This is a genomic window from Pontibacter sp. LHS1, assembly GCF_058932855.1.
Genome location: NZ_JBZYWF010000001.1, coordinates 290,646 through 306,541, shown reverse-complemented (window position 1 = coordinate 306,541; position 15,896 = coordinate 290,646). Strand labels below are relative to the sequence as shown.

The following is a 15,896-nucleotide window of genomic DNA, read 5'->3' as shown; positions in this document are numbered from 1 at the left end:
ATATTTTAAAGGAAGCATCGGGCAGTTTACTGATCTTCAAAGAGCTATAGACAAAAAATCCCCTGCCGAGAAACTCGACAGGGGATTCCATTATCTTAAGTTAAATCTTACTTCTTACCGTCTACTTCTTCGTAGTCTACGTCGGTTACACCACCGTCATCAGTTGCAGCACCCTGCGGACCGCCAGCCTGCTGACCGTTTCCGGCTGCACCTTCCTGTCCGGCACCGGCTGCGTACATCTCCTGAGAGGCCGCCTGCCATGCGTTGTTCAGACTTTCGATAGCTGCATCGATTCCGGCGATGTCTTTTGCACCGTGTGCTGTTCTGAGCTGACCCAGAGCGCTTTCGATGTTAGACTTGTTGCCTTCTGACAGCTTGTCGCCATACTCTTTCAGCTGCTTCTCGGTTTGGAAGATCATAGAGTCGGCTGCGTTCAGCTTCTCGATCTCTTCTTTCGCCTTCTTATCAGCTTCTGCGTTGGCTTCAGCTTCCTGACGCATCTTTTCGATTTCCTGCTCGCTCAGACCAGAAGAAGCCTCAATGCGGATCTTCTGCTCTTTGCCAGTCGCTTTATCCTTGGCCGTTACGTGCAGGATACCGTTGGCGTCGATGTCGAAGATAACCTCGATCTGCGGAACACCGCGTGGTGCTGGTGGAATGCCATCCAGGTGGAAGCGACCGATCGTGCGGTTGTCTTTCGCCATTGGGCGCTCACCCTGCAGTACGTGAATCTCTACCGATGGCTGGTTGTCCGAAGCAGTTGAGAATGTCTCTGACTTCTTAGTAGGGATCGTCGTGTTTGACTCGATCAGTTTGGTCATCACACCACCCATTGTCTCGATACCCAATGAAAGTGGCGTTACGTCCAGCAGAAGTACGTCTTTTACTTCACCTGTCAATACACCACCCTGAATAGCAGCACCAATCGCTACAACTTCATCCGGGTTTACACCTTTAGAAGGCTTCTTGCCAAAGAACTTCTCTACTTCTTCCTGTACCTTAGGGATACGGGTAGAACCACCTACCAGAATCACTTCGTCGATGTCAGAAGTTGACAGACCGGCGTCCTGAAGGGCCTTCTTGCAAGGCTCCATCGAGCGGCGGATCAGGTCATCAGACAGCTGCTCGAACTTAGCGCGAGTCAGTTTGCGCACCAAGTGCTTTGGCACACCATCCACCGGCATGATGTATGGCAGGTTAATCTCTGTTTCGTTTGAAGATGAAAGCTCGATTTTCGCTTTCTCAGCTGCCTCTTTCAAACGCTGCAGTGCCATTGGGTCTTTGCGCAGGTCCAGGCCTTCGTCGTTCTTGAACTCGTCTGCCAGCCAGTTGATGATCACCTGGTCAAAGTCATCACCACCCAGGTGCGTGTCACCGTTAGTAGATAGTACTTCGAACACACCATCACCCAGCTCCAGGATAGAGATATCGAAAGTACCGCCACCTAAGTCGAATACTGCGATCTTCTGGTCTTTGTGTTTTTTGTCGAGACCGTAAGCAAGCGCTGCTGCTGTTGGCTCGTTGATGATACGCTTCACTTCAAGACCCGCAATCTGTCCGGCTTCTTTGGTAGCCTGGCGCTGCGCATCGTTGAAGTAAGCAGGTACCGTAATAACGGCTTCTGTCACTGTCGTGCCCAGGTAGTCTTCTGCAGTGGCCTTCATTTTCTGAAGCACCATGGCCGAGATTTCCTGTGGTGTGTACTGGCGGTCACCGATCTCTACACGCACGGTGTTGTTGCCACCCTGCACCACTTTGTAAGACACCTGCTTGGCTTCTTCGCTCACTTCATTGTAGCTGTGGCCCATGAAGCGCTTGATCGAAGCGATCGTGTTTTGTGGGTTTGTGATTGCCTGACGCTTGGCAGGGTCACCTACCTTACGCTCGCCCTTGCCGCCGTCCAGAAACGCGACGATAGACGGTGTAGTTCTGCGGCCTTCGCTGTTAGGAATAACCACTGGCTCGTTACCTTCCATTACGGCAACGCAGGAGTTGGTTGTACCTAAGTCAATACCAATTATCTTTCCCATTCTATAGTTTTATTATGATTCGATTACAATTTCTTTTTACTGTTGCTAGCACTATTACAAGGTATGTGCCAAGGCAGAATATGCGGGTTTTGCCTGTCATTCTGTCACAGGATCGGGTGTGCTATACCTTGTTTGTCTGACCCTGTATCAGGAGCCCCGCTGGTGTGCGACATAATTACTGCAGTATTGGTACTGTGTTGCTTTACTGTAGGTTCTAAAATAAAGTACTTGTCTCGAGCTATTCATGCGGTGATATTTTTATGCCTCTGAGTTAAAGTAGGAGCATCATCAACTGTCGTCAAATTGGGACCTGATGCCTCAAATTGCCGTCTCGAGAGAATTGAGAGATCTAAAGCATTGCTGTGCCTGTGCAACATGCCAGATTTCTCCCAAATAGAGAGCCCCTACCCCCGGTCGAAATGACAACATGAAGATTAAATAGACTGTGCTGCGTGCGGGATTGGGTTGTCTCAGCGAGTCGGTTTGCTTTTTTAGCTAAACTTTTATAAATCAGAAGTTCAAACAAACTGATCCAAAACCTTTTCGCTCACCTTTACATGAAAAGCACCTTTCTCAGAACAGGCACAACGGCTTGTCTGCTGCTGGCACTGACCTTGTCGTCGCCGGAAGCGGTGGCCCAGAAACAGAAGCCACGCACAAGCAAGCAAAAAGAAACAGCCGCCCCATTCGATGCCAAACTTTACAATGGCATGACCTGGCGTTCCATCGGTCCGTTCCGCGGCGGACGTTCCGCAACCGTGACAGGCGTACCCGGCAAACCGAATCTCTACTATATGGGCACCGTGGGTGGCGGCGTATGGCGCACCACTGATGGCGGCTCTACCTGGGAGAACATCTCCGATGGTTTCTTTGGTGGCTCCATCGGCGCAGTGGCGGTGAGCGAAGCCGACCCGAACGTGATCTATGTGGGAGAAGGGGAGAAGACGGTGCGCGGCAACGTCTCATCCGGTCACGGCATGTGGCGATCAGTAGACGCTGGCAAGACCTGGGAACAAATCGGCCTGAAGGATTCCAAGCACATTGGCCGCATCCGCATTCATCCGCAGAATCCGGACATTGTGTACGTGGCCGTGATGGGCGACCTGTACAAGTCGCACGAAGAACGGGGCGTGTTCAAAAGCACCGACGGTGGCAAGACCTGGAAGAAGACTTTGTTTGCCAACAAAGACGCCGGTGCTGTGGATCTGATTCTCGACCCGAACAATCCACGTCACCTTTACGCTACGACCTGGAACGTGCGTCGAACCCCGTATAGCCTGTCTTCCGGCGGACCTGGCTCTGGCATCTGGAAAAGCACCGACGGTGGTGACACCTGGAAAGATATTTCAAAAAACGAAGGACTGCCGAAAGGCACACTAGGCATCATTGGTGTGACAGTATCACCGGTAAACTCAAACCGGGTATACGCTATGGTGGAAGCGGATGAAGGCGGATTGTTCCGCTCCGATGACAGCGGCCTGACCTGGAAGAAGATGAACGACGACCGCAACCTGCGACAGCGTGCCTGGTACTATACCCGTGTGTATGCCGACCCGAAAGACGAGGACGTGGTATACGTGCTGAACGTAGCCTACCACCGCAGCAAAGACGGTGGCAAAACCTTTACATCCGCCTACGCCGGTCACGCTGACCACCACGACCTGTGGATCGCTCCGGAGAACCCATCGCGCATGGTGATCGCCGATGACGGCGGCGCACAAGTGACTTCGGACGGGGGCATGAACTGGAGCACCATGAACAATCAGCCGACGGGCCAGTTCTACCGCGTCGTGACCGACAACCATTTCCCGTACCGTATCTACGGTGCGCAGCAGGATAACTCCACGGTGCGTATCAGTCACCGCTCTACCGGCTGGAGCATCTCTGAAGATGACTGGGAAGAAACAGCGGGATCGGAGAGTGCCCACCTGGCCGTGAACCCGGAGAACCCGGAAATCGTGTATGGCGGTAACTACGGTGGCTTCCTGTCGCGCGTGGACCACAGTAACGGACAGGAGCGCGTGATAAACGTGTGGCCGGACAACCCGATGGGCCACGGCGCGGAGGGTATGAAGTACCGCTTCCAGTGGAACTTCCCGATCATGTTCTCACCGAACGATCCGAAGAAACTCTATACCACGTCCAACCACGTGCATGTGACTTACAATGAAGGGCAGTCGTGGGAAACGATCAGCCCGGACCTGACGCGCAACGATTCCACCAAGCTGGGACCGTCAGGCGGACCGATCACCAAAGACAACACGAGTGTAGAGTACTACGGCACTATCTTCGCGATCAACGAGTCGCCGGTGGAGCCGGGCGTGATCTGGACAGGGTCGGATGACGGCCTGATCCACGTGACGCGCGATAATGGCAAGAGCTGGACAAAGGTGCAGCCGAAAGGCATGCCAGAGTGGATACAGATCAACAGCATCGAGGCACACCCGACACAGAAAGGCGCCGCCTATGTGGCCGCTACTATGTATAAGTCCGGCGACTTCAGCCCATACCTGTACAAGACGACCGACTATGGCAAAACCTGGACGAAAATCACGACAGGTATACCTGGCCACCACTTTACCCGCGTGGTACGCGCCGATCCGAAGCGTGATGGTTTGCTTTACGCCGGTACGGAGTATGGCATGTACGTGTCTTTCAACGACGGCCAGAGCTGGCAGCCATTCCAGCTGAATCTGCCAATCGTGCCGATCACGGACCTGACTATTAAAAACGATAACCTGATCGCTGCCACGCAAGGCCGCAGTTTCTGGATCATTGACGACCTGACGCCTTTGCACCAGCTAAACGAAGGTATAGCCAAGAGCAAATTTCACCTGTACAAACCGCTGGATACTTACAAAATGGATGGTGGTAACCGGGGCCTTTCCAAGACTGCTGGTGAAAACCACCCGGGTGGTGTGATGGTGCATTACTATCTCCCGCAGAAACCGGATTCGGCTACTGTTGTACAGTTGGAAATCATGGACCAGAATGGAAAGTTGATCCGCAGCTATGCCAGCAATGCCAAGGAGAACAAGGACAAGCTGACTGTGAAGGAAGGCCTAAACCGCTTCGTATGGGACATGCGCTACCCGGAGGCCAGTCGCTTTGACGGCATCATCCTGTGGGGTGGTGGTCTGCAAGGGCCAAAAGCTATACCTGGCAACTATAAGGCGAAGCTCACGGTGAATAAGGAAAGCCAGGAGACGGCCTTCACTATATTGCCTGACCCACGCACCAAAGCCATGCCTGAAGACAGAGCTGCGCAATTTACTTTCCTGACCGAGGTACGCGATAAATTAACTGAAACGCACGATGCGATCAAAGACATCCGCACCATGCGGGCCCAGTTGAACACCCTCAAAGGGAATCTGAAAGGACAGGAAAACTACAAAGACGTCGTGGAGTCTGCCACTGCGATCGATAAAAAGATCACGGCCATTGAAGAGGCACTGTACCAGACGAAGAACCGCAGCGGCCAGGACCCACTCAACTTCCCGATCCGCCTGAATAACAAACTGGCGAACCTGGTAGGGCAGGTGAGCACCGGCGACTTCCGTCCGACCGATCAGGCCTATGCCTTCAAGAAAGAGATCACCGCTCAGATTGACGAGCAGCTGAACTTGTTTAAGCAGGTACAAACACAGGATGTGCCGGCGCTGAACAGACTGGTAAAAGAGAAAGGCGTAGATGCAATCTCAGTAAAGAAAGCAGAAGTAGCTCCGGCAACGGGATCGTTGTAGGTATAGCTAATACCTGATAAAACAGAAAGCCCTGCCAGTACTGGCAGGGCTTTCTGTTTTATTCGTGTTACAAATTGATTGTAAAGAAAGAGTAGGGTTTACTTTTTCTCAAATAACCGAAGGATTCAGGTGTAGCGGCTCGTGCCTATTTCTTCTCCACCACCAGTTGTGCCTTTTGTACTTCACCTTCGTGGGCCTCGCCCGGGTATGGCTTCACACCTTTTAGTGTGAATCTGTAACTGACGTCGCCAACCGCAGCCTCTACAGTATGGGTTTCTCTGGCTGCCTCAGTACCACAATCACCAATGCAAAGTGTAATGTTTTCATTTACGCCCTGGCTATTGGAGGCTCGTAGCACAACGGTGGCGTTGCCCGCCGTTACACAGTTCACATCGGTCGGGCAGCGGGAATCTTCTATGCTTCTCAAAGCAACGATCAGGCGACGGGGCACCTCTTCACCGTAAAGCGTAATTTGCCCGAACTGCTGTAGCAGTGCCTCCTGACCAAATTTCAGGTCACCGGTTTCCTTTTTAAATTCTGTGGTTTCGTAAGATTCGTCCTGCTGACACTGCGTGAAAAGCAGTAAAGCCAGGAGTGGATAGAACAGTTTAATCATAGTAGTTTAATTTAGTCAACCATAAGAGTCCCTAAAACGGGAGATGGTTGCAATTAGTGTGCAAATTTTAAAGACTGGTGTCGCCACATTGTTTATCTGCCGCAATTATCGGATATTGGGCTTTTATACCTATCCTGATCTATCTACGTGAGTACCAGTACAGCCACCCTTGTAAAACAGAAAGTGAGAACGCTAGCTGATCGGCTGCGCAGCTTTCGGGTGTATCACCGCTACCTGGGTCTTTTCCTGGGTGCTTTTATCCTGATCAGCAGCGTGACAGGTATACTGCTGGGCTGGAAGAAGGATGTAGACTTACTGCAGCCGCCCACCCAAAAAGGGGCCAGCACAGACCTGCAACAGTGGTTGCCGCTGGCTGAGCTGTCAGCACGATCCCTGGCCGGCCTGGACTCGGCAACGGCTATCAGCAACAACCCCATTGACCGCATCGAAGCCCGCCTCGACAAAGGCATCGTCAAGACGATTTTCAAAGAAGGCAGCTGGGAAGTGCAGCTCGATGCCAGTTCCGGCAAAGTGCTTTCCGTTGCCCGCCGCCATTCTGACTGGATCGAGAAAGTGCACGATGGCTCCATCATCAGCGATCTTTTCAAACTGGTGTCGATGAATGTGCTGGGTTTCGGATTGTTGACCCTTTCCATCACAGGGTTCTTCCTGTGGTTCTATCCAAAACAGATCAGAAAGATCAAGGGCGAGTAAGCAGCATGAAAAAGCTTCTGCACTTGATGGGATGGTTGTGTCTGCTCAATACTTCCGCTTTCGGGCAAGTGCTGACCGTGAAAGACCAGGTAACGCAACAGCCACTGGAAATGGTGCAGCTCTCCGGCAAGCAATCCGGGCAATTCAGCTTTACTGACAGTAAAGGCCGGGTGGATGTCAGTCCCTTCAAAGACATCGATAGCCTGGTGGTTCGCCTGGTAGGCTATGATCAGAAAATCCTGTCTTACGAGCATCTCAGGCGGCTGGACTTTCAGCTATACCTCCGCGAAAACAACATTGCCCTGAGTACGGTGGTCGTTTCGGCAGCCCGTTGGCAGCAGGACGCCAAAGAAGTGCCGCAGCGGGTGAGTACCATCCGGCCAAAAGATGTACTGCTGCAGCAACCGCAGACCGCTGCCGATATGCTGGGGCAGGCAGGGGAGGTGTTCATACAGAAAAGCCAGGGCGGAGGCGGAAGCCCCATGATACGTGGCTTTGCCACTAACCGGGTGCTGATTACAGTGGATGGTGTTCGCATGAACACGGCCATTTTCCGGAGCGGCAACCTGCAAAACGTGATCTCGCTTGATCCCTTCGCCACCGCTAAAACTGAAGTAATGTTCGGACCCGGCTCTGTCATGTATGGCAGCGATGCCATCGGTGGCGTGATGAACTTCTATACCTTGTCACCTGCGTTTGCCACAGACGCAGCGCCGCTCGTTAAAGGAAGCGCGGCCGTTCGTTGGTCATCGGCCAACCAGGAGAAGACCGGCCACCTCGACCTGAGCTATGGACTGAAAAAATGGGCCTTCCTGACCAGCGCCACTTTCAGTGACTACGGTGACCTGCGCATGGGCTCACACGGCCCGGATGACTACCTTCGATACGAGTATGTGCGTACCCAAAACGGTCAGGATGAAGTAACTGCCAATCCGGATCCGGAGCGACAGGTATACACCGGCTACGATCAGCTGAACCTGATGCAGAAGATCAGGTATAAGCCTAGCGAAAACTGGGAACTGCAGTACGGCTTCCACTACTCCACCACCTCCAACGTGCCCCGCTACGACCGCCTCACCCTTTACCGCAACGGAACGCTGCGTTCGGCGGAGTGGTATTACGGACCGCAGGTATGGGCCATGCAGCATCTGCAGGCAACGCACCGATCAAACAACAAGCTGTTTGATCAGGTGAACATCAGTCTGGCACACCAACTCTTTGAGGAGAGCCGCCACAACCGGGACTTGGGCAAAGCGACCAGGTATAATCGCTACGAGAAAGTCAACGCCTACTCCGCTAACCTCGACTTTGAGAAAGCACTGGACAGGCATCATCACCTGTTTTATGGTATAGAGGCGATCTTCAATATAGTGGGCTCCACCGGCACTGATGAAAATATTGCTTCCAGAGCTAGTATACCTGGACCTGCACGCTATCCCGATGGCGCAAATTGGAGTTCCTACGCCGCTTTCCTGACTTACCGTTTTAGAGCCGGGGAAAAGCTCACGGTGTTGACAGGGGCCAGGTATAACCACATCCTGCTCCATGCGAATTTTGACAAGCGTTTCTTTGATTTGCCTTTCACTTCCGCTGACATCAGTACCGGCGCTGTGACCGGAAGTGCCGGTGTGGTGTATAGTCCGCAACCCGACTGGCAGCTAAGTACCAATTTATCCACCGGTTTTCGCTCCCCAAATATAGATGACATCGGCAAGACTTTCGATTCTGCGCCGGGGCTGGTCGTGGTGCCCAACCCTGACCTGAAGCCGGAGTACGCCTACAATGCGGACCTGGGAGCAGCCAAAACATTCGGGGAGGTGCTGAAACTGGATGCGACTGCTTTCTATACCTATCTGCAGGATGCGCTGGTGCGGCGAAACTATACTTTGGACGGTAAAAGCAGCATTGCCTACGAGGGAGAAATGAGTCAGGTGCAGGCGATTCAGAACGCCGCCTTTGCCAGGGTATGGGGTGTGCAGGCAGGTATAGAACTAAAGCTGCCGATTGGTTTTGGCCTCACCTCCAGGTATAGCCTGCAGCGTGGACGAGAGGAACTGGACAACGGCACAGAGGCACCCTTGCGACATGCCGCTCCATCCTTCGGCACAACCCGACTGACCTATACCCGCATGCGTTTCAAGGCAGACTTCTATGCCGTGTATAACGGAGCAATCAGGTATAGCCAGCTGGCACCCGAAGAGCGGGACAAGGCCTATCTGTATGCGCGTGATGAAAACGGAAATCCGCACAGTCCGGCCTGGGCTACGCTCAACCTGAAGGCGCATTACCAACTGACCCGGCACTTATCACTGAGCGCAGGTACAGAGAATATCACCGACCAGCGTTACCGGCCTTACTCCTCAGGTATAGCTGCTCCGGGCAGAAACTTTGTGCTGTCGGTGCGTGCTGTTATTTAAGGATGGTTGAGACGGAGTTACCATCTCGCATTTTTCAAGGTAAGGCCTACAGCAGCTAGTCGCTGCCCATCATGGAAGCTCTGAACGGAGCCTCTGAGTCCGAAGGTGAGGTGCTGTTTAGCTTTCACATCCAGGTTGAGCGCCAATACATAGCCTGCCTGCAGTCCATTCCTGGAGCGCATTTCGGGCTCGAAGTCTGTGATGCCGCCCTGTCCATTGTACTGAATGGAAAGTCCGTACAACTCCCGCTCGCTGGCATACCTTAGCACCGGACCAACTGCCGGGTAAATCTGGACAGGACCAGCATTGATGAACAGGTTATAAGATCCTTCAAGCGCAACGCCATTCGACTTCTGGAATGTCTCGTATCCCTGTCCCCAGCGGCGGGTCTGCTCAATGTATGTGCCTGTTGCCAGTATCTCAAAACCGGAGCGATTCGAGATTTGCGTCTGCATACCACCAATGAACCAGTGGCCGGGAATATCCCCGTTGCCGGCATACACCGTACCGTAGCCAACTTTGGGAGTCCACTTGTTCTGAGCCATTGCAGTAAAGGACGAGCTGAAGAGAAGTGCGAATAGTAGAAGTTTGATTTTCATAAGCTTGAATTTTAAGTAAGTGTTAGGGATGAAGTGTATGTAACAAGATCTGTATCCAATATGCAAAATATTCTATAATTTTTTATAACAATATATGTGCCAGTATAAGTGCCGATCTTAAATCCGTTTTAGGGTTGATAGGTATAAAACAACAAAGGCAGCCCCACTGGAGCTGCCTTTGCAATAGGTATAGCAATCACTGTTATTAACTTCTTGCTCTTCTTTCCTGTGCTTTCAAGGTAAATTCAGAAGTCGCTTTGCCACCGTCGGCAGTCTCAACCTCTACAATGTACTTACCCGGTTGCAGGTAGATGACTTTGTTGCCGGCTGCTTCTACTTTTACTGCTTCCTCGCCATCCTTCTTGCTGCCGTTAAGAGCAGTTTCGTAGGCTTTGGCATTGGCTTCGTCTACAGAGAAGTTGTAGCTCACGTAGTTCATGCCACGCTCGTTTTCGTCCTTCATTTCCTTCAGCAGCTGGCCCTTATCCGTCTTGATGCGGATGGTAGTCGTGCCTGCCTGTGCAGTATAGAACGGAATCTCCAGGGAGCTTTCCGCAGCTTCACCCCAGGCACCCCACGACTGTCCCCAACGTGGGTTGTAGTTGGTTGGCTGAAACGCAAACAGGTGCAGTTTCTGGCTCTGAACTTCCGGCGTCAGTTGCTGCAGGTGCTCCACATTGGCGATGTAGATGGAGCGACCGTGTGTTCCCACGATCAGATCATTGTCACGCGGATGCACCACCACATCGTGCACGGCTACAGCCGGCATGCCATTACGCATCTGCATGAAGGTTTTGCCTCTGTCAAGTGAAATGTACAGGCCGTGGTCGGTACCTACGTAAAGCAGGTTCGCATTTTTCGGATCTTCTTTGATCACATTGATAGCTTCTGCAGGCAGGTTAGTGCCGAGGCGCTCCCACTTCCTGCCGTTGTCTTCCGACACGTACAGATAAGGCGTGAAATCATCCCAGCGATAACCGTTGAGTGAGGTATACACGCGGTTCTCGCTGTGATTGGAAGCTACTACGGTCGATACCCACATGTTCTGCGGCAGTTTTTTAGATATGTTCTCCCAGTTGTAGCCACCGTCTTTGGATACATGAATCGCACCGTCGTCAGAGCCGGTATAGAGCAGGCCGAACTTCAGCGGTGATTCGTCGATGCTGGTAAGTGTACCGAAGCCCACGTCACCTTTCAGACCACCATTCGTCAGGTCGCCGGAGAGGGTTTGCATGTCTTCGCCCTTCTTCATGGAGCGGTGGAATTTGTTGGAGCCGAAGTACAGGATGTCCTGGTTGTGGCGGCTCAGGTGAATCGGGCTTTCCCAGTTGAAGCGGAGTGGTGTTTCGCCCAGTTCATGTGTTGGCTTCACCGATACACGCTGGCCTGTGCGCTTATCTACACGGGCGTAGTTGCCGTACTGCGATCCCAGGTATACTGTGTTGTTGTCACGGAAATCCACCTGCACCATCATGCCGTCGCCACCGCCGAGGCGCTGGTATGGGTAACGGCCGTTCTGGGTCCAGGCCGAGCTGGCTTTGTAGTTGCTCGGGCCGTACCATGTACCGTTGTCCTGCAGACCGCCATAGATGTTGTAAGGCTTCTCCATGTCCACAGCCACTGCGTAGAACTGCCCCACCGAAGGAGAGTTGGCAATCGCCCAGGTTTTGCCGTCGTCGTAAGTGATGTTCAATCCACCGTCGTTGCCGTTGATGATGTAGCCTGGTTTGTCAGGGCTCACCCACAGGGCCTGGTGGTCGGAGTGCACATTGTCGCCCTCAATGTTACGGAAGGTCTTGCCTCCGTCGTCTGAGGTCAGGAGCGGCACGCCCAGCAGGTATACCTTATCTGGATTATGCGGCGCTACACGCACCACACCGAAGTAGTAACCGTAGCTCGAGTACATGTCGTCGATCGGCTGTTCGTGCGTCTTCTTCCAGGTCTTGCCTCCGTCGTCGGAGCGGTATAGTTCAGCACCTTTTACCGGTGCTTCTGTGGTTACCGCCAGCGGGTCTTCCAGGTAGGCAGCCAAAGCGGCTGGTTTGATCTTGCCGCTCTTCACGTCAGCCTTTACCGTTTTGGCGGTATACTTAGAAGGGAAACGGTTATTATCGAGGAAGCTGTTCAGGTCTTTGTCGTTGAGTGCCAGGAAAGCCTCTGTCGTCATACCTTTGAACTGATCCTTTTGCAGCTCACCTCCCTTTGGTTCTTTCTTCTCCACCTGTCGCAGCTCCTGGTTATCCAGGAAAGCGTAGATGATGTTCGGGTTGCCCGGGTGAATGTCGAGACCAATACGGCCTACGCCAGCAGAAGTCGGGAAGCCGCTGCCATCCGTTGTCACACGGGTCCAGGTGTTGCCACCGTCCGTTGATTTATGAATGCCGGATGTCTTGCCGCCTTCCACAAAATCCCAGGCGCGGCGCTCGCGGTGCCACATGGCCGCATACACGTTATTCGGGTTTTTTGGATCGATTACCAGGTCAATCGCTCCTGTGTTATCGTCGATGTACAGGGTCTTCTTCCAGGTCTTGCCACCGTCGGTGGTTTTGTACACGCCACGGTCTTTGTTAGGCGAGTACAGGTGACCAACTGCTGCTACCCATGCTGTGTTCGGGTCGGTCGGATGCAGCACGATGCGACCAATGTGGTGCGTATCATCCAAACCCATGTGCTGCCAGGTTTTGCCACCGTCGGTGCTTTTGTACACACCCACGCCGGAGTAAGAAGAGCGGCTGGAGTTGCTCTCGCCGGTACCGATCCAGATGGTTTCGTTGTTGTTCCAGTCCACGGCAATGTCACCGATGGTCATCACGGCCTCATCGTCGAAAATCGGCTCGAAAGAGATACCGTTGTTGATGGTTCTCCAGAGTCCGCCCGAGGCATAGGCTGCGTAGAAATTGGTCGGATCTTTCGGGTTCACATCCAGGTCGGTGATGCGGCCGCTTTGTACGGTAGGGCCCACATTGCGGAAGGCCACGTTCTTGACAAGAGAGTTCTGTTCGAGTTGCTGTCGCTTTTCGAACCCCTGCAGCCTTTCTTTGGCGGGTGTGTAGGCCGGCTGCTTTGGTGCTTTCTTCTGAGCCTGCACAGCGCCCCCGCTCAGGGCCACCAGCAGCGCTACAGAAAGTATACGCTTTTGCATTGTGTAGATGTAGGTATAGTTTAGAGTAGATTATTTGAGTTTCTAAAGCTAAGGAATTGTACCGGATTTTGGAAGGACTCGAAGAGCTGTAAAACATTTGTTATATTAGATCCTGCATATTATATAAATCCGGAGCACTGATGTATACTATTGCTGAGTTGAGGCAGAGTAGGAGTGTCGTAATAATTTCTCAATCGGAACGAGCTCTATCCTGTGAGTCTATACCTGAAAATGAAGAACACCATAAATGAATTCCATGAAAGTCAACATGCTCGCCTATCTGCTCTTGCTGCTGGTAACAGGCAGTTTCCAAGCCTGTGACCAGGCAGGTAGCTCTTCGATTTCAGACCCAGAAACAGAAACTTCACGCATACTAGTCTTCTCCAAGACAGCGGGATTTCGACATGCCTCTATACCTGCTGGCAAAGCGGCACTCATGAAGCTGGGGCGGGAGCATCAGGTAAAAGTGGATACAACCGAAAATGCAGCCTATTTTGTAGCGGATTCTTTGCAGCGATATCAGGCTGTTGTTTTCCTTAACACAACTTTGGATGTACTGAATGCCGAGCAGCAAACGGCATTTGAAGACTACATACGAGGCGGCGGAGGTTTTGCAGGTATACATGCTGCCTCAGACACCGAGTATGACTGGCCCTGGTACACCAAACTGGTCGGCGCCCAGTTCGAAAGCCATCCTGAAGTGCAGCAGGCAGTCGTTGCCGTGGTGGACAAAGACCACCCCGCAACGAAAGGACTGCCAGCCAAGTGGGAGCGCACCGACGAATGGTATAATTTCAAAAACCTGAATCCGGATGTGCAGGTGTTGGCCAGACTGGACGAATCAACTTATGAAGGGGGCAAGAACGGAGAGCACCACCCGATTGCCTGGTATCATGCCCACGATGGAGGCAGGGCTTTCTACACCGGCCTGGGCCATACCGTTGAAAGTTACAGTGAACCAGCCTTTCTACAGCACATCTGGGGAGGGGTTATCTATGCGATGGGAAAAGAGCGTGAGTAAATTCTGCTAACTTACGTACTACTTTTGCATCAACTTCTGCACAAAGCAGTCGTTTTTCATCACAAGCAGACACGTTACAGTGAGCAACACGTTCGATATATTGATAGTAGGCGGTGGCCCCATCGGCCTGGCCTGCGGACTGGAAGCTAAAAAGGCAGGTCTTTCTTACCAGATCATCGAGAAAGGCACTATCACCAATTCGCTCTTCAACTACCCGCTCAACATGACCTTCTTCTCCACCGCCGACCGGCTGGAGATAGGCGGTTTTCCCTTTCCCTCCATTCATCCGAAGCCCAACCGCAGCGAAGCCCTGGAGTACTACCGGCGGGTAGCGGACATCGGGGAGTTGAACATCCGGCTATTTGAAGAGGTGACAGGTATAAGCCGGGAGGGTGAGCTATACCTGACGAGTACCAGCAAGGGCAGTTACCAGTCGCGGTACGTGATCCTGGCGACCGGTTTTTATGACATCCCCAACATGCTGGCTATACCTGGTGAGGATCTGCCCAAGGTGAAGCACTATTATTACGACCCACACTATTATTACAAGCAAAAGATCGTGGTGGTAGGAGCCAACAACTCCTCTGCCGACGTGGCCCTGGAGACCTGGCGCAAAGGAGCTGACGTGACCATGGTAGTGCGGGAAGGCGAGTTGGGACGAATCAAGTACTGGATCAAACCTGACCTGGAAAACCGGATCGCCGAGGGAAGCATCAAAGCCTATTTCAACTCCAACCTGACCGAGATCAGAGAGCAGGAAGTGGACATAGAGACACCGGAGGGCAAGGTGACGATCCCCAACGACTTTGTAATGGCCATGACCGGCTACCAGCCTAACTTTGCTTTCCTGGAGAAGATCGGGGTGAAGCTGTCAGACGACTTTTACCGGCACCCTTACCACAACCCCGAGACAATGGAGACCAACCTACCGGGGCTATACCTGGCGGGCGTGGTGTGCGGCGGTATGGAAACGCATGTGTGGTTCATCGAAAACTCCCGGGAGCATGCTGTGAAAATAGTGAAGCACATAGTAGGAGAGTAGGTCAGAACATAAAGCCCAGCTGCACCGACAAGCGCTTGAAGCTTATCTTTTGCTCTGTTACACTGGTGCCCCAGGAGCTGACGGTTTCTGCTTTTTGGGTTTTGTAACCGGCTGCAAAGGTGTAGGCGGTGCTATTGCCACTCCTGACTCGGAATCCCAGTGCCGGATTAAACATCCAGCCCCCCTCCTTTTTTTCATTGTCGGATTCATGGCTCAGAAAAGAAGAGCCATACCCTGCGTCGATGCTATAAATTGGGCTGATGCGTGCGTCAAGAGCCTCACCACGAATACCCACTGCAAAAGGCGTAATCAGGAGGTTGTTATAAAAATCAAACCCGGTGGTGGCACCTAGGGTCAGTAGCCTGTGCAGGCGAATGCCATTGAAAATCTTCACACTAGGTGCAGCTACAAAGTTACTGACATCATGCTGTTTGTTGTTCCCATAGAGGTAGCCGAGCTCGACCGTGCCCATGTAACGTTTTACAGGCTGTTCCTCAGACTGTGCCATAGCCAATCCGGATGAGAATAATGTCAGGGTGATCAGGTATAGGAATTTCATACAGTGGTGGTAG

The 15,896-nt window shown here is 52.6% G+C and carries 10 protein-coding genes; 5 read left to right on the top strand and 5 right to left on the bottom strand.

The genetic code is table 11. The features are described from left to right. Nucleotides 1-107: 107 nt before the first annotated feature. A complete protein-coding gene (dnaK, locus tag AC5FXQ_RS01310) occupies nt 108-2,030 on the bottom strand; it encodes a molecular chaperone DnaK (protein WP_493600701.1) in 1,923 nt (640 codons plus the stop codon). Between the two features lie 557 nt (nt 2,031-2,587). Here dnaK and AC5FXQ_RS01305 point away from each other — a divergent pair. Further along, entirely contained in the window at nt 2,588-5,773 is a 3,186-nt protein-coding gene (locus AC5FXQ_RS01305; protein WP_493600700.1) for a WD40/YVTN/BNR-like repeat-containing protein, read from the top strand. A 145-nt stretch (nt 5,774-5,918) separates the two neighbouring features. Here the strand turns inward: AC5FXQ_RS01305 and AC5FXQ_RS01300 are convergent, their stop codons facing one another. Next, nucleotides 5,919-6,389 carry a hypothetical protein gene (locus AC5FXQ_RS01300; protein ID WP_493600699.1) on the bottom strand — a complete coding sequence of 157 codons (471 nt, stop codon included), beginning with the start codon at nt 6,387-6,389 and terminating at the stop codon, nt 5,919-5,921. Between the two features lie 183 nt (nt 6,390-6,572). Between AC5FXQ_RS01300 and AC5FXQ_RS01295 the strand changes: the two genes are divergently transcribed. Then, nucleotides 6,573-7,103, top strand: a complete 531-nt coding sequence (locus tag AC5FXQ_RS01295; RefSeq protein WP_493600698.1) for a PepSY domain-containing protein — start codon at nt 6,573-6,575, stop codon at nt 7,101-7,103. A 5-nt stretch (nt 7,104-7,108) separates the two neighbouring features. Further along, on the top strand, nt 7,109-9,520 hold the full coding sequence (locus AC5FXQ_RS01290; RefSeq protein ID WP_493600697.1) for a TonB-dependent receptor plug domain-containing protein: 2,412 nt from the start codon (nt 7,109-7,111) through the stop codon (nt 9,518-9,520). Between the two features lie 17 nt (nt 9,521-9,537). Here the strand turns inward: AC5FXQ_RS01290 and AC5FXQ_RS01285 are convergent, their stop codons facing one another. Next, nucleotides 9,538-10,119 (bottom strand): hypothetical protein, encoded by a 582-nt coding sequence (locus AC5FXQ_RS01285; protein WP_493600696.1) that lies wholly within the window; start codon nt 10,117-10,119, stop codon nt 9,538-9,540. Nucleotides 10,120-10,324: 205 nt separating this feature from the next. Next, nucleotides 10,325-13,261 (bottom strand): WD40/YVTN/BNR-like repeat-containing protein, encoded by a 2,937-nt coding sequence (locus AC5FXQ_RS01280; RefSeq protein ID WP_493600695.1) that lies wholly within the window; start codon nt 13,259-13,261, stop codon nt 10,325-10,327. 256 nt (nt 13,262-13,517) lie between these two features. On the opposite strand from AC5FXQ_RS01280, the gene AC5FXQ_RS01275 reads away from it, so the two are divergent. Beyond that, nucleotides 13,518-14,282 (top strand): ThuA domain-containing protein, encoded by a 765-nt coding sequence (locus AC5FXQ_RS01275; protein ID WP_493600694.1) that lies wholly within the window; start codon nt 13,518-13,520, stop codon nt 14,280-14,282. 79 nt (nt 14,283-14,361) lie between these two features. After that, entirely contained in the window at nt 14,362-15,324 is a 963-nt protein-coding gene (locus AC5FXQ_RS01270) for a YpdA family putative bacillithiol disulfide reductase (protein WP_493600693.1), read from the top strand. Between the two features lies 1 nt (nt 15,325). Here the strand turns inward: AC5FXQ_RS01270 and AC5FXQ_RS01265 are convergent, their stop codons facing one another. Next, a complete protein-coding gene (locus AC5FXQ_RS01265) occupies nt 15,326-15,883 on the bottom strand; it encodes a hypothetical protein (protein ID WP_493600692.1) in 558 nt (185 codons plus the stop codon). Nucleotides 15,884-15,896 lie beyond the last annotated feature (13 nt).

Excerpts from the sequence above, each read along its gene's own strand:
- AC5FXQ_RS01280 (WP_493600695.1), bottom strand. The coding sequence starts at position 13,261 with ATGCAAAAGCGTATACTTTCTGTAGCGCTGCTGGTGGCCCTGAGCGGG.
- AC5FXQ_RS01290 (WP_493600697.1), top strand. The coding sequence starts at position 7,109 with ATGAAAAAGCTTCTGCACTTGATGGGATGGTTGTGTCTGCTCAATACT.
- AC5FXQ_RS01285 (WP_493600696.1), bottom strand. The coding sequence starts at position 10,119 with ATGAAAATCAAACTTCTACTATTCGCACTTCTCTTCAGCTCGTCCTTT.
- AC5FXQ_RS01305 (WP_493600700.1), top strand. The coding sequence starts at position 2,588 with ATGAAAAGCACCTTTCTCAGAACAGGCACAACGGCTTGTCTGCTGCTG.
- AC5FXQ_RS01300 (WP_493600699.1), bottom strand. The coding sequence starts at position 6,389 with ATGATTAAACTGTTCTATCCACTCCTGGCTTTACTGCTTTTCACGCAG.
- dnaK (WP_493600701.1), bottom strand. The coding sequence starts at position 2,030 with ATGGGAAAGATAATTGGTATTGACTTAGGTACAACCAACTCCTGCGTT.
- AC5FXQ_RS01275 (WP_493600694.1), top strand. The coding sequence starts at position 13,518 with ATGAAAGTCAACATGCTCGCCTATCTGCTCTTGCTGCTGGTAACAGGC.
- AC5FXQ_RS01265 (WP_493600692.1), bottom strand. The coding sequence starts at position 15,883 with ATGAAATTCCTATACCTGATCACCCTGACATTATTCTCATCCGGATTG.